This is a genomic window from Amycolatopsis sp. lyj-112, assembly GCF_046549055.1.
In the GTDB taxonomy this organism is placed as follows: Bacteria; Actinomycetota; Actinomycetes; order Mycobacteriales; family Pseudonocardiaceae; genus Amycolatopsis.
On sequence record NZ_JAJPWS010000017.1, the window covers coordinates 96224 to 109232 of the forward strand.

General features: G+C 68.9%; 12 protein-coding genes. 3 read left to right on the forward strand and 9 right to left on the reverse strand.

The genetic code is table 11. The annotated features are described in order from the left end of the window. Positions 1-11: 11 nt before the first annotated feature. Positions 12-878 carry a ferredoxin gene (locus ACLJRL_RS36195; protein WP_410660877.1) on the forward strand — a complete coding sequence of 289 codons (867 nt, stop codon included), beginning with the start codon at positions 12-14 and terminating at the stop codon, positions 876-878. A 64-nt stretch (positions 879-942) separates the two neighbouring features. Here the strand turns inward: ACLJRL_RS36195 and ilvA are convergent, their stop codons facing one another. Beyond that, entirely contained in the window at positions 943-2145 is a 1203-nt protein-coding gene (gene ilvA / locus ACLJRL_RS36200; protein ID WP_410660878.1) for a threonine ammonia-lyase, read from the reverse strand. A 92-nt stretch (positions 2146-2237) separates the two neighbouring features. On the opposite strand from ilvA, the gene ACLJRL_RS36205 reads away from it, so the two are divergent. Continuing rightward, positions 2238-2519, forward strand: coding sequence for a hypothetical protein (locus ACLJRL_RS36205; protein WP_410660879.1), 282 nt, complete (start codon positions 2238-2240; stop codon positions 2517-2519). 124 nt (positions 2520-2643) lie between these two features. Here ACLJRL_RS36205 and ACLJRL_RS36210 read toward each other — a convergent pair whose 3' ends face one another. The 7 genes from ACLJRL_RS36210 to ACLJRL_RS36240 all read right to left on the reverse strand — a co-directional run bounded on the left by ACLJRL_RS36210 (position 2644) and on the right by ACLJRL_RS36240 (position 9771). Then, positions 2644-3801, reverse strand: coding sequence for a cystathionine gamma-synthase (locus ACLJRL_RS36210; protein WP_410660880.1), 1158 nt, complete (start codon positions 3799-3801; stop codon positions 2644-2646). A gap of 51 nt (positions 3802-3852) precedes the next feature. Then, positions 3853-4398 carry a hypothetical protein gene (locus tag ACLJRL_RS36215; RefSeq protein WP_410660881.1) on the reverse strand — a complete coding sequence of 182 codons (546 nt, stop codon included), beginning with the start codon at positions 4396-4398 and terminating at the stop codon, positions 3853-3855. 108 nt (positions 4399-4506) lie between these two features. After that, on the reverse strand, positions 4507-4983 hold the full coding sequence (locus ACLJRL_RS36220; RefSeq protein WP_410660882.1) for a hypothetical protein: 477 nt from the start codon (positions 4981-4983) through the stop codon (positions 4507-4509). Positions 4984-5021: 38 nt separating this feature from the next. Further along, positions 5022-5582 (reverse strand): hypothetical protein, encoded by a 561-nt coding sequence (locus tag ACLJRL_RS36225; protein WP_410660883.1) that lies wholly within the window; start codon positions 5580-5582, stop codon positions 5022-5024. 153 nt (positions 5583-5735) lie between these two features. Further along, positions 5736-7145, reverse strand: coding sequence for a hypothetical protein (locus tag ACLJRL_RS36230; RefSeq protein WP_410660884.1), 1410 nt, complete (start codon positions 7143-7145; stop codon positions 5736-5738). 233 nt (positions 7146-7378) lie between these two features. After that, on the reverse strand, positions 7379-8749 hold the full coding sequence (locus ACLJRL_RS36235; RefSeq protein ID WP_410660885.1) for a cystathionine beta-synthase: 1371 nt from the start codon (positions 8747-8749) through the stop codon (positions 7379-7381). A 53-nt stretch (positions 8750-8802) separates the two neighbouring features. Continuing rightward, positions 8803-9771 (reverse strand): pentapeptide repeat-containing protein, encoded by a 969-nt coding sequence (locus ACLJRL_RS36240; RefSeq protein WP_410660886.1) that lies wholly within the window; start codon positions 9769-9771, stop codon positions 8803-8805. Between the two features lie 160 nt (positions 9772-9931). Between ACLJRL_RS36240 and ACLJRL_RS36245 the strand changes: the two genes are divergently transcribed. Continuing rightward, positions 9932-11152 carry an acetyl-CoA C-acetyltransferase gene (locus tag ACLJRL_RS36245; RefSeq protein ID WP_410660887.1) on the forward strand — a complete coding sequence of 407 codons (1221 nt, stop codon included), beginning with the start codon at positions 9932-9934 and terminating at the stop codon, positions 11150-11152. Between the two features lie 238 nt (positions 11153-11390). Here the strand turns inward: ACLJRL_RS36245 and ACLJRL_RS36250 are convergent, their stop codons facing one another. Further along, positions 11391-12923, reverse strand: a complete 1533-nt coding sequence (locus tag ACLJRL_RS36250) for a DHA2 family efflux MFS transporter permease subunit (RefSeq protein WP_410660888.1) — start codon at positions 12921-12923, stop codon at positions 11391-11393. Positions 12924-13009: the final 86 nt, after the last annotated feature.

Below are 13009 nucleotides of genomic sequence, written 5' to 3' on the forward strand. Positions count from 1 at the left end.
GAGCCCTCGACATGACCCAGCCGCCGGTGCCGTTGAACCAGCAGCAGCAACAACAACTCGTCTGGCAGATCGGTCATGCCCTCGCGACCCCGCTTCCGCCCGGGTGGCAGCAGATGCGCGTCGAGTACCGGGCGGCGGGCAGGCACGTCGAGGTCGATCTGCTCGTCACCGGGCAGGACGGTCTGCCGCGTCCGGCGCAGCCGAGCCCGGAGGCCGTGCAGTTGCTCGGCAATCTCCGCGCCGGGATGTACCGGCCGGGCGGCGGGACCTGGCTGAACGCCATCCTCGTCTTCGGTTCGGCGACGGTGCTCAGCACCGACTTCCTCACCGACGTGGAGCCGCCCTGGCGGCAGGCGCCGCCGCCGATCGGTTTCCAGGACGAACTCCGGTTCTTCCCGCGCGCCGAGCAGAACATCCCACCGTGGCTGCGGCAGCGGGCCGGACTCGAATCCGCTCCGGTGGCCGAACCCTTGGTGGCCACCCCGCCCGCCGACGCACCCGAGGGCCTGCGTTCGCCGCGCGTCTATGACGGTGTCGACGAGTCGGGCCGCCCGGTGGTGAACCGCGAGGCGCTGTCCCCGGCCGAGCGGGACCGCGTACTGGAGTACCTCGACGCCGCACCGGTGGTGCTGGCGTCGCGGACCTACGACGCCGACGCGTTCGCCCCGAGCCGGGAACCGTTGGTGCCGTTGAACTTCCGCACCGACGGCCGATGGTACTGGCCGGGCGCGGTCGCCTACTACCTGCGCGAGCACGACGTGGCGCCCGATCCCGACCTGCTCACCCACATCCGGGCGCTGCGGTTCACCCTGCCGGAGGTCGGCGAGCCCGAACGCGAACTCGCGGTCGCCGCCATCACCGACCAACAGTCCACATAGGACACCAATGTTATGAACGGACCTTTCATAACGAAATTTGTTATGAAAGGTCCGTTCATAACAGTCAGATGACCGTGTAACCCGCCCCCTGCAACGCTTCCGCCACCTCGGCGCAATGCTCCGGCCCCCGGGTCTCCAGCGCGAGGGAGATCTCGACCTCGCCGAGCGCGAGGCTGCCCGAGACCCTCGAGTGCTCGACGTCGAGCACGTTCGCACCCAGTTCGCTGACGCGCGACAGCACCGAAGCCAGTGAACCCGGCCGGTCCGGGACACGCAGCCGCAGCTTGAGATAGCGGCCGCCCGCGGTCATGCCGTGCTGGATGATCTGGAGCAACAGCACCGGGTCGACGTTCCCGCCGGAAAGGATCGCCACGATCGGCGGTTCGAAGGCGCCCGGGTGTTGCAGCAGCGCCGCGACCCCGGCCGCGCCGGCCGGTTCGACGACGAGTTTCCGCCGTTCCAGGCACAGCAGCACCGCACGTGACAGGGACTCCTCGGTCACCGTCACGACGTCGTCGACCAACTCGGCGACGTGCGCGTAGCTGACCGGGCCCGGCTCTCCGACGGCGATCCCGTCGGCCATCGTGTGCATCTCGCGCAGCCGGACCGGCGCACCCGCCGCCAGCGAGGGCGGGTACGCGGCGGCCTCCTCGGCCTGGACGCCGACGATCCGTACGCCGGGGCGGAGCGCCTTCACCGCTGACGCGACCCCTCCGACGAGCCCGCCGCCTCCGGTGGCCACCAGGATCGTCCGCACGCCGGGGACCTGATCGAGGATCTCGAGCCCGACCGTGCCCTGCCCGGCGATGATGTCCGCGTGGTCGAAGGGGTGGATGAACACCGCCCCGGTCCGCTCACCGAACGCGATCGCCTCGGCCAGCGCTTCCTCCAGCACCCCGCCGTGCAGGTGGACGTCGGCGCCGTAGGCCCGGGTGGCGGCGAGTTTCGGCAGCGGCGCGCGGTGCGGCATGAAGACCGTCGCCTTCATACCGAGCAGCGCCGACGCGAGCGCGACCCCTTGCGCGTGGTTGCCCGCACTGGCCGCGACCACCCCGCGCTCCCGTTCCTCGTCGGACAGGCCGTGGATGCGGGTGTACGCGCCGCGGATCTTGAACGAACCGGTGCGCTGGAGGTTCTCGCATTTGAGGTGGACCGGCCCGCCGTGCACCTTTCGGAGGTCTCTGGCGTGCTCCATCGGAGTCACGCGAGTCACGCCTTCCAGCAGCTCGCGGGCCGTTCGGACGCTGTCGATGCCGACCAGTTCCATGACCGGATGATGCCACCTGGCGGATACTCCACGTGACAAGTTCACCGTCCGGGTACTCTTGACTCGGCAGCGACGGCGATGAGGGAGCGCGCATGGCACTGGGGAACATCGGCAGGGCCCGGGCGACCCGTTCCGCCGGGATGCTGCCGGTCGTGCTGGCCATCACCTCGGCCGCCCTCCTGACCGGCGCCGCCGTCTACACGGTCGATCGCGCCGGGTGCGGGGACGCGGGCCAGTACATCCGGCACGACAACCACATCGAACTCGTCGGCGGTTGCGTCGACGGCTCGGAACTGCCCGCCGCGCCGCAGGGGACCTCGCATGAGGCCGACGCGAAGACCGGCGGCGTGCAGCCCAGCAACTACCGCCCCTGAGCGGGCGACACCTTCAACGCGCTGACCTGCGGAACGAAGCAAGGGACCTTTGCTACCGCTTACTTAGCCATGCTAAGCGAGCGAGAGCAAAGGTCCCTTGCTTCGTTCCGGACCCGGTGGCCGGTCAGCCGAGAGCTTTGGCCAGGTCGTTGACGAGGTCGCTGCCGTCCTCGATGCCGACGGAGAGGCGCAGCAGGTTGTCCGGCACCTCGAGGGTGGAGCCGGCGGTGCTCGCGTGGGTCATCCGGCCGGGATGTTCGATGAGCGATTCGATCCCGCCCAGCGACTCGGCGAGGATGAACAGCTTCGTCTTCGACGCGACGTCGAGCGCGGCCTGCTCGCCGTCGACGTGGGTGAACGAGATCATCCCGCCGAAGCGCCGCATCTGCTTCGAAGCGACCTCGTGGCCCGGGTGCTCCGGCAGGCCCGGGTAGTACACGCGCTCGACCTTCGGGTGCTTCAGCAGCATCCGGGCGATCAGTTCGGCGTTGTCGCTGTGCCGTTCCATGCGCAGCGCGAGCGTCTTGATCCCGCGCAGGGTCAGCCACGCGTCGAACGGGCCGGGTACCGCACCGGCGGCGTTGCGCAGGTAGAACAGCTGCTCGCGCAGTTCGTCCTCGTTCGTCAGCACCGCGCCGCCGACGACGTCGGAGTGACCGCCGAGGTACTTCGTCGTCGAGTGCAGGACGACGTCGGCACCCAGCGAAAGCGGGTTCTGCAGGTACGGGGTCGCGAAGGTGTTGTCGACGACCAGGCGGGCGCCGGCGCCGTGCGCGACGTCGGCCAGCGCGGCGATGTCGGCGATCCCCAGCATCGGGTTCGTCGGCGACTCGCACCAGATCAGCTTCGTCTCCGGCCGGATCGCGGCGCGGACCTCGGCGATGTTGCCCAGGTCGGCGACCGTGTGCTCGACGCCCCACAGGCTGAGCACCTTGTCGATCAACCGGAAGGTGCCGCCGTACGCGTCGTTGCCGAGCACGAGGTGGTCACCGGGACGCAGGGTCGCGCGCAGCAGGACGTCGCTGGCCGCCATCCCCGACGCGTAGGCCAGACCGTGTCGGGCGCCTTCGAGCGCCGCCAGCGCGACCTCCAGCGCGGTGCGCGTGGGGTTCGCGGTACGGGAGTACTCGAAGTCCCCTTCGCGTGTGCCGCCGACGCCGTCCTGCGCGTAGGTCGAGGTCTGATAGATCGGCACGATGACCGCGCCGGTCCTGGGATCAGGCGTCTGCCCGGCATGGATCGCGCGCGTCTCGAAGCCCAGGAGGGAGTAGTCATCGGCCATACGGTCCAGGGTACGACCACACCCCCGGGATCCCATCGTCTGGGATCGAACTCACCACCGACCCGGTGGCGGTCCCGGCTGCTGCGGCGGCGGATACCCGGCCGGAGGGTAGCCGGGAGGCGGCTGCGGATAGCCGGGGTTCGGCGGCGGCATGAGCACCGCGGGCTGCTTCTTGGCCGCCAGCCAGCGCCCCGTCGGCGGGATCAGCGCCAGCACGATCGTCGCGATCGCCGGGATCAGGAGCTGGATGAGGAGCCCCAAGAACCCGTAGAGGACGGACACCCCGCCGTACATGTAGAAGAAATGCGACCCGCTCTCGTTCAGGACCACCGAGACGAGCCCGAAGAAGATCGCCGCACCCGCGCCGATCACCACGAGCATGCGCCCGGCGCCCTTGCCCATGAGCAGCAGGATTCCGCCGATCAGCAGCAGCGCCCCGACCAAGAGGTCGAGAATCCCGCCGACGATGACGTAAGAATGGAACCTGTCGGACATCCTGATGACGGCCCAGACCAGCCCGGACAGGAACCAGACCCCGCCGAGGATCCCGAGGATTCCGGCGATGATCCCGGTGGCGCCGTTCGGTTTCGACGGCATTCCCGGCGGCGGGTAGGCGCCCGGTGGCGGATACCCCTGCGGCGGGTACTGCTGTGATACGTCATGACTCCCCCTGTCGGACTCCCGGGCCCATCCTCGCAGGCCTGGCTACCAGCCGGGAAGCCGATCTTGTTTCGACGGCTCCTCGTCGTCGAGTCGCTTACCCTCCAGCCAGTCCGAGGTCGGCCGGATCAACGCCAGCACCAGAACAGCCACCGTCATCGCGAAGAGCAGGAACGGCGCGACGTCGCCGGTGACCATCGCCTGCCCGTCGATCTCGGCGAAGAAATACGACCCGGCCTCACCGTTGGCGAGAACCGTGACCACCAGCGCGAGCGCGGCGCCGATCACCACGAGCACCCGCCCGAGGTTCTTCCGCATCAGCAGCAGGACACCCCCCAGGAACAAGGTCGCCGTCAGAAGCCCGTTCCAGACCATCCCGACGACGTACTCCGGAGCCGCGCCGAGGACGACGAGCTGCACCAGGAAAGCGGCCGCTTCGGAGAGGCAGCGCATACCGCACAGGAAGGCGAGCACCGCCGCCCCGATCGCGGTACCGGGCGTCGCCGAGTATTGCCTGTTCATGGAAATCCCCCCACTAACGGTCTGAGCCGCTCAGCCTCTCACCAACCGCCCTGCCGCGGATACGGGTGCTGCTGCGAAGAGGGTTGAACGGGGGAAGGCTTCCAGCGCAGGTACTTCAGCGTCGGCGGGATGATCGCGAAGATCAGCGTGAGGGGGACGACGGCGAACATGACCACGCGGACGAGGGCGACGAAGGTATCGAAGTCGAACTGGAACCGGAAGTACAGGCCGTAGGGCGCGTTGAAGGCGAGCGGCTCCACCAGAACGGCGGCGATCACGAGCAGGGATCCGAGTATCAGCAGGACGGCGCCGGCGACCGAGCGGAAGAATGCCGACAGCGCGCCGATCAACAGCAGGAGCGCGGCGAAGAGGTACAGCCCCAGGACGGTGAGCACGAGGCCGGGCAGGTCGCCGATGCTGAAGCCCGACGGCAGGGCGATGAAGAAGTAGATCGGGATGTACCCGGCGGTGATGGCGCCGACCAGACCGAGCAGCGCGGCGAGGAACGCCGTCGCCCCGTTCGGGCGGGGTGTCATGGCGGGGGGCCCGTAGCCGGCCGGTCCGGGCTGGTGCGCGGGATATCCGTACGGACCGGTCACATCGCCCCCATCGGCCGGGTGTGGGTTAACGGCGCTCACCCTAGACCGGTGAGCCCGGCCTTGGCGGAGGAATCGGGAGACACCGGCGAAAGCATGATGCCCCCGGCCAAAAGGCCGGAGGCATCATGCTCAAAACCGTTCAGTGACTACGAATCACCACTGCTGCGGCGGCTGACCGGGCTGCTGCGGCGGCTGGCCGTAACCACCACCGGGCTGGCCGGGCTGGCCGGGCTGGCCGGGCTGCTGCCCGAAACCACCGGGTTGCTGCTGCTGCGGCTGGCCGTAGCCACCCTGCTGCGGCGGCTGACCCGGCTGCGCGAAACCGCCACTGGGCGGGCCGGGCTGACCGGGGTGCTGCCCGAAACCACCGGGCTGTTGCTGCTGCCCCGGCTGCGGGAAACCACCCGAGCCCGGCGCAGGCTGACCGTAGGGTCCGGGCTGCGGCTGGCCGTACGGGCCGGGCTGCCCCGGCTGACCGAAGCCACCCTGCGGCGGGCCGCCGAAACCACCGGGCTGTCCGCTCTGCTGCGGAGCACCCAGCACCGAACCGCCGGCACCGAGACCGATGAACTGCGCGGTCTGCGGGATCAGGCCGAGCACCCCGACGATGAGGATCAGGATGCCGAAGATCAGGTGCGGCAGGCCGATACCGATGCCGACCTTGTCACCCAGCGAACCGAGCTCACGCTTGAACTCCTCCGAAGGCGTCGTGCCGAGCAGAAGGAGCAGGCCGAAGACGAACAGCAGCGCGCCGCCCGCGACGACCGCGATCGGCACGATCTTCTTGAACGTGGCGGGAAGCTTGCCCGCCAGTGCGAGCCCGGCGCCGGACGCCGTCGCGATGAGCGAGGCGACGAGCAGCAGGATCACGTAGAGCCAGACGACACCCGGACCCACGGTCCCGGCCTTGTCGAGGAACTCCTGCAGAGCCTGATCGCTCGGAGCACCCTCCAAGCCCTTGGAGTAGTCGCTCGCGTCGCCGAAGTAGACGAACGAGAAGATCAGCGCGAGCAGACCGAGGAGGCCGACGAGGCCACCGGCGATGAAGCCGAACAGCGGGTTGCTCCCGCCGCCACCGGCCGGGGCGCCGCTGAAGCCCTGGGGCGGTCCGCCGAATCCGGGCTGCTGGCCGAAACCGCCCTGAGGCGGTCCGCCGAAGCCCTGCTGCGGCTGACCGTAGCCGGGCTGCTGGCCCTGCGACGGGTCGAAACCTCCCTGCGGAGGTCCACCGAAGCCTTGCTGCTGACCGAAGCCGCCGCCCTGGGCGCCGTAGGCACCGGCCGGGTTGTCGGCCGCGCTCGGCGGCGGGGCATAGGGGATGGCGGGCGGCTGCGAACCCGGCGGCACCAGCTGGGTGGACTCGCCGGGGGAATCCCCGCCGCCGCTCACCGGCTGGACGACCTGGGTCGCGTTCGCGTCACCGGAGCCGGGCTGCGCCGGCTGCACGACCTGTGTGGGCTCCGGCGTGTCGCCGAACCCGCCACCCTGGGGCTGCTCGTACGAGGGCTGCCCGTACTGCGGTTGTCCGTAGTCGGGCTGACCAGGCTGTGCGGGCTGCACCACCTGGGTCGGTTCCGGGGAACCGAACGGGTTGTCTTGCTGCGGCTGGGGGCCACTCGGGGGTCCCTGGGGTGGCTGGGCGCCACCCCAAGGCTGATTCGGTGGCTGCGGAGCACTCATTTGGGTCTTGAACCCCCTTGACGAGGACATGAAAGTTCAACTCACCGAACACGCTATCGGATAGGTGGGTGGGCCGCTCGTAACGCCCCGGCCCGTCCGCTCGATGAAATGCCTCTTTACCGTCCTGCGAGAAACGCGAGCAGGTCGTGCCGGGTGACGACGCCGGCGGGCTTGCCGTCGACCAGCACCAGCGCGCCGTCGGCGCCCGAGAGCGCGTTCATCGCCGAACCGACCTGTTCGCCGGCACCGATGGTCGGCAGCGGGGGCGACATGTGCTGCTCGAGCCTGTCGGCCAGCTGGGCCTTGCCGGTGAAGAGCGCTTCGAGCAGGTCACGCTCGTTGACCGCCCCGACGACCTCGGCCGCCATGACCGGTGGTTCGGCACTGACCACGGGCATCTGGCTGACGCCGAACTCCGCCAGGATCGCCACCGCTTCGGCGACCGTTTCGTTCGGGTGGCTGTGCACCAGGCTGGGCAGCGAACCGCTCTTCTTCATCAGGACGTCGCGGACGGTCGCACCGCTCGAATCGGGCGGCAGGAAGCCGTAGGAGGACATCCACGTGTCGTTGAACACCTTGGTGAGGTAGCCGCGGCCGCCGTCGGGCAGGAGCACGACGACGACGTCGTCCGGGCCGAGGCCTTCGGCGAGCTTGAGCGCGGCCGCGACGGCCATTCCGCAGGAGCCACCGACGAGCAGGCCCTCTTCGAGCGCGAGACGGCGGGTGATGTCGAAGGAGTGCGCGTCCGAGATCGGGATGATCTGGTCGGCGACGTCACGGTCGTAGGTCTCCGGCCAGAAGTCCTCGCCGACCCCCTCGACCAGGTACGGGCGTCCGGTCCCGCCGGAGTACACCGAACCTTCGGGGTCCGCGCCGATGACCTGGACGCGGCCGTCGCTGACCTCCTTGAGGTACCGGCCGGTGCCCGAGATCGTGCCGCCCGTGCCGACGCCGGCGACGAAGTGCGTGATCTTGCCTTCGGTCTGCGTCCAGAGTTCCGGGCCGGTCGAGTGATAGTGGCTGAGCGGGTTCTCCGGGTTGGCGTACTGGTTCGGCTTCCAGGCGCCCTCGATCTCGCGGACGAGGCGATCGGAGACGTTGTAGTAGGAGTCCGGGTGCTCCGGCGCCACCGCGGTCGGGCAGACCACGACGCGGGCACCGTAGGCCTTGAGCACGTTGCGCTTGTCCTCGCTGACCTTGTCCGGGCAGACGAACACGCACTTGTAGCCCCTGCGCTGCGCCACCATGGCCAGCCCGACACCGGTGTTGCCCGACGTCGGCTCGACGATGGTGCCGCCGGGCTTCAGCTCGCCGGAGCGCTCCGCGGCTTCGACCATCCGCAGCGCGATGCGGTCCTTGACGCTGCCGCCGGGGTTGACGTACTCGACCTTGGCCAGGATGAGCGGCTGCAGGCCCTCGGCCAGGGAGTTCAGTTTGACCAGAGGGGTGTTGCCCACGAGGTCCACGATGTGCTCGACGTAATCCACGGTGGACAGCCTAATCCGCGCAGGTCGGGATCTGTCCACTCAATCGGGCAGGGTCACGCCGTCGCGGGCGCGGGCTCCACGATGGTGACCAGATCGGCGTACGCGTCCCGGCCGGGGATCGCCCGCTCCGTCCAGCCCTCCGGCCATTTCCGGCGCAGGCCGAGATCCGTCCGGGTGATCGCGCCGGTCAACCGCGCGACGGTCGCCTCCCCGAAGTCGGTCTCGTTCTCGAAGGTCGCGCCGATGAAGGTGGAACCGATGTTCTCGAAGAGCATGTCGCGGAAGTCCACGGGACCGAGGAACGTGGCGTTGGTGAAGTCGGCCTTGCTGGTGAAGGTCGTGAACCGGAACGAAGTGGGGCCATGGAACTCGGTTTCGTGGAACATCGCGGAGCGGATCCGGCACCTGACGAGCCTGAGTTTCGTCAGTTTCGCGCCGACGAGGTCGAGGTCGATGTTGGGCCAGTAGGCACCGTTGCCCTCGCCCTCGACGTAACGCAGATGCAGGCCGAGCAGCCGTTCCGCGGTCTGCCGGACCTGGAGTTCCTGCCGGACTTCCGGATCTTCGCCGTCCGGCTCGAAAGGCATGCGCAGGTAGGCGCAGATGACGTTGACGATGGTCTGGCGCTGCGGTTCGTAACCCTGGGCCAGCCGTTCGAGGGAGTACAGCCCGGCGAGCCGCACGGGGGCCTTGTCACTGCCGAGCTGATCGGCGGCCTTGCTGTAGATCTCGGTGATCCGGCGCTCGGTGGCGTCGTGATCCTTCTGCACCAGGTCGAGTTCGGCCGAACGCTGCCGCCGCGCGGCCAGCAGCAGGGCCGCGGCGCCACCGGTGCCGACGAGGATGTTCGCCGCGGTCCGCAGCGCGTCGAGCTTCGCGGAATCCTGCGGGCTTCCGCCGCCCAGCCGCCAGAGCAGGAGCATCGCCGCCAGCCCGGCGAGGACGAGGGTCCCCGCGCTCCACAACGCGATAGTACGAATGGACAGGACACGATGTTCACCAACGGCTGATTCGCTCCCCACGGCCGGTGATTGTGCCACCAGCGCAGGGTGTCCAGCAGTGCCTTCTCAAGAGTGGCGTGGGTCGCGTTCTCCTTTGACCCGCCCCGCCCGGCGGTGGAAGATGCGGGTGAGCAACCGCTTAGCGCGTGTGTCTGGATCGAAAACAAGGGAGTGTCGTTCCATGCCCGAAGCCGTCATCGTCTCCACCGCCCGATCCCCGATCGGCCGCGCCGGCAAGGGATCGCTGGTGAGCATCCGCCCGGACGATCTCACCGTGCAGATGGTCCGCGCCGCGCTCGACAAGGTCCCCGAGCTCGACCCGAAGCAGATCGAAGACCTCATGCTGGGCTGTGGTCTGCCCGGCGGCGAGCAGGGCTTCAACATGGGCCGCGCGGTAGCCGTCGCGCTCGGCTACGACCACCTGCCCGGCTGCACGATCACGCGTTACTGCTCGTCCAGCCTCCAGACCACCCGGATGGCGCTGCACGCGATCAAGGCCGGCGAAGGCGACGTGTTCATCTCCGCCGGTGTCGAGACCGTCTCGCGCTTCGCCAAGGGCAGCTCGGACTCGTGGCCCGAGACGCACAACCCGCTGTTCGCCGACGCCGAGGCCCGCACCGCGCAGGTGGCCGCCGCGGGCGCCGATGGCTGGACGGACCCGCGGGAGACCGGCGACGTTCCGGACGTCTACATCGCGATGGGCCAGACCGCCGAGAACCTCGCGCGGGTGAAGAACGTTTCACGCGAAGAGATGGACGAGTTCGGCGTCCGTTCGCAGAACCTCGCCGAGAAGGCCATCGCGGACGGCTTCTGGGCCAAGGACATCACCCCGGTGACCCTGCCGGACGGCACCGTCGTCTCGAAGGACGACGGCCCGCGCGCCGGCGTCACCGTCGAAGGTGTCTCCGGGCTGAAGCCGGTCTTCCGCCCCGACGGCCGGATCACCGCGGGCAACTGCTGCGCGCTCAACGACGGCGCCGCCGCGGTGGTCATCATGTCCGACACCAAGGCGAAGGAACTCGGCCTCACGCCGCTCGCGCGCGTCGTCTCGACCGGGGTTTCCGGGCTTTCGCCGGAGATCATGGGCTACGGCCCGGTCGAGGCGTCCAAGCAGGCGCTCGCGCGCGCCGGGATGTCGGTCGGCGACATCGACCTCGTCGAGATCAACGAGGCGTTCGCCGCGCAGGTCATCCCGTCGTACAAGGACCTCGGGATCGACCTCGACAAGCTGAACGTCAACGGCGGCGCGATCGCCGTCGGCCACCCGTTCGGCATGACCGGCGCGCGGCTGACCTCGACGCTGATCAACTCGCTGCAGCACCACGACAAGCAGTTCGGCCTCGAGACCATGTGCGTCGGCGGCGGCCAGGGCATGGCGATGGTGCTCGAACGTCTCTCCTGACCTTCGCGTTCGGGCGCACGGCCGCCTGCGACCCCGGGCCAGTGGTCCGTGAAGGCCTCCTTGAGGGACTCTGAGTCCCTCAAGGAGGCCTTCACGGACCTTCGATTCGCCCTGCATGCTTCGCAGGGCCTTCGCGTTTCCCGATACAGGGCGCTGACCTGCGAAAAGAAGCAGGGGACCTTTGCTGTCACTTTCTTTGGGAAAGTGACAGCAAAGGTCCCCCGCTCCCTTTCCGGAGCTAGTGGGTCATGATCGGCGGCGCCGCAGGAACCTCGCCGTCGACGTCGCCCATCGGCGTGGCAGGCCTGGTCTTCGGCAGGAACGCCGCCGGGATCAGGCACAGCGCCAGCAGGATCATCGACCACAGGAACGTCGTCGAGAACGAATCGGCGGCCAATCCCGAGGCCGCTTCGTGCGTGGCCGGGTTCATGATCGCGCCCGTCGCGGCGAGCTGCCCCTGCGCGGTCGACACGCCGAACTTCCCGGCCAGCTGCGCGGCGAGAATGATCGACAGCACGGCCGCGCCGATCGCGCCGGCGGTCTGCTGGAAGATGTTCGTCGCCGTCGACGCCTTCGCCATGTCCTTCGGCTGCAACGTCTGCAGCGCGGCCGAAGTGATCGGCATCATCGTCGCGCCCATGCCGAGCCCCATCACGAACAAGGCCGAAAGCAGCAGCCAGTACGGCGTCACCGCGGTGACCTGGGTGAAGGCGATCAGCCCGGCGAGCATCAGCACGAGACCGGGCAGCACGATCTTGCGCGCGCCGATCTTGTCCGCCAGCCTGCCCGCGATCGGCATGGTCAGCATCGCGCCGAGACCCTGCGGAGCGAGCAACAGCCCGGCGTTCATCGCCGATTCGCCGCGCGCCAGCACGAAGTACGTCGGCAGCAACAGCATCGCGCCGAAGAACGCAACGCAGAAGAAGGTCATCGTCACCATCGCGACGGTGAACGACCTGTTCTTGAACAAACTCAAGTCGACCAGCGGGTTCGAGACCCGGTTCGCCCGGAACACGAACGCCACCAGCAGCGCGACCCCGGCCACCGCGGGCAGCCAGACCTCAACCGCGCCGACGCCACCCGCCGCCGGGATGTTCGAAACGCCGTAGATCAGCGCCGCCAGACCCGGCGACACCATCAGCATGCCGACGAAGTCGAACCGCTCACTGGGCTCCGGCCGGTCCTTGGGCAGCAGGCGCCAGGCCAGCACCATGGTGATCAGGCCGATCGGCAGGTTGATGTAGAAGATCCAGCGCCAGCTCACCGCGTCGACCAGCCAGCCGCCGAGGATCGGGCCGCCGATCGGGCCGAGCAGCATCGGAACGCCGAGCACGCCCATCACGCGCCCGATCCGGTGCGGACCCGCGGTCCTGGTCAGGATCGTCATTCCGGCGGGCATCAGCATGCCGCCGCCGAAGCCCTGCAGGACCCGGAAGATGATCAGTGATTCGACGTCCCACGCCATGCCGGCCAGCATCGAGCCGATCAGGAACAGCCCGATCGCCGTCATGTAGAGCCGCTTGGTGCCGAACCGGTCCGAGGCCCAGCCGGTGACCGGGATGACCGTCGCCAGCGCCAGCATGTAGCCGGTCGCGATCCACTGGATGGTGTCGAACGACGTCTGGAACTCGATGGTCAGTTTCTGGAGCGCGACGTTGACGACCGTCGTGTCGAGGATCGCCATGATGGCGCCGAGGATGACGACGCCGGCGATCTTGAGCACGCCGGCGTCGAGTTTGTCGCTCGCCGCGGCTTGGCCTTGCGTAGACATGAAGAAACCGTCCCTGAAGTCTCAGCGGACGCGACGACCCCCGCCGGTCGCGACTGCGGAATTGACGCCCGGCGGCTCCGCCAGGC

Bases quoted from the DNA above. Each gene is read 5' to 3' on its own strand.
- ilvA (WP_410660878.1), bottom strand. From the start codon at position 2,145: ATGGAACTGGTCGGCATCGACAGCGTCCGAACGGCCCGCGAGCTGCTG.
- ACLJRL_RS36195 (WP_410660877.1), top strand. From the start codon at position 12: ATGACCCAGCCGCCGGTGCCGTTGAACCAGCAGCAGCAACAACAACTC.
- ACLJRL_RS36245 (WP_410660887.1), top strand. From the start codon at position 9,932: ATGCCCGAAGCCGTCATCGTCTCCACCGCCCGATCCCCGATCGGCCGC.
- ACLJRL_RS36205 (WP_410660879.1), top strand. From the start codon at position 2,238: ATGGCACTGGGGAACATCGGCAGGGCCCGGGCGACCCGTTCCGCCGGG.
- ACLJRL_RS36250 (WP_410660888.1), bottom strand. From the start codon at position 12,923: ATGTCTACGCAAGGCCAAGCCGCGGCGAGCGACAAACTCGACGCCGGC.
- ACLJRL_RS36210 (WP_410660880.1), bottom strand. From the start codon at position 3,801: ATGGCCGATGACTACTCCCTCCTGGGCTTCGAGACGCGCGCGATCCAT.
- ACLJRL_RS36220 (WP_410660882.1), bottom strand. From the start codon at position 4,983: ATGAACAGGCAATACTCGGCGACGCCCGGTACCGCGATCGGGGCGGCG.
- ACLJRL_RS36215 (WP_410660881.1), bottom strand. From the start codon at position 4,398: ATGCCGTCGAAACCGAACGGCGCCACCGGGATCATCGCCGGAATCCTC.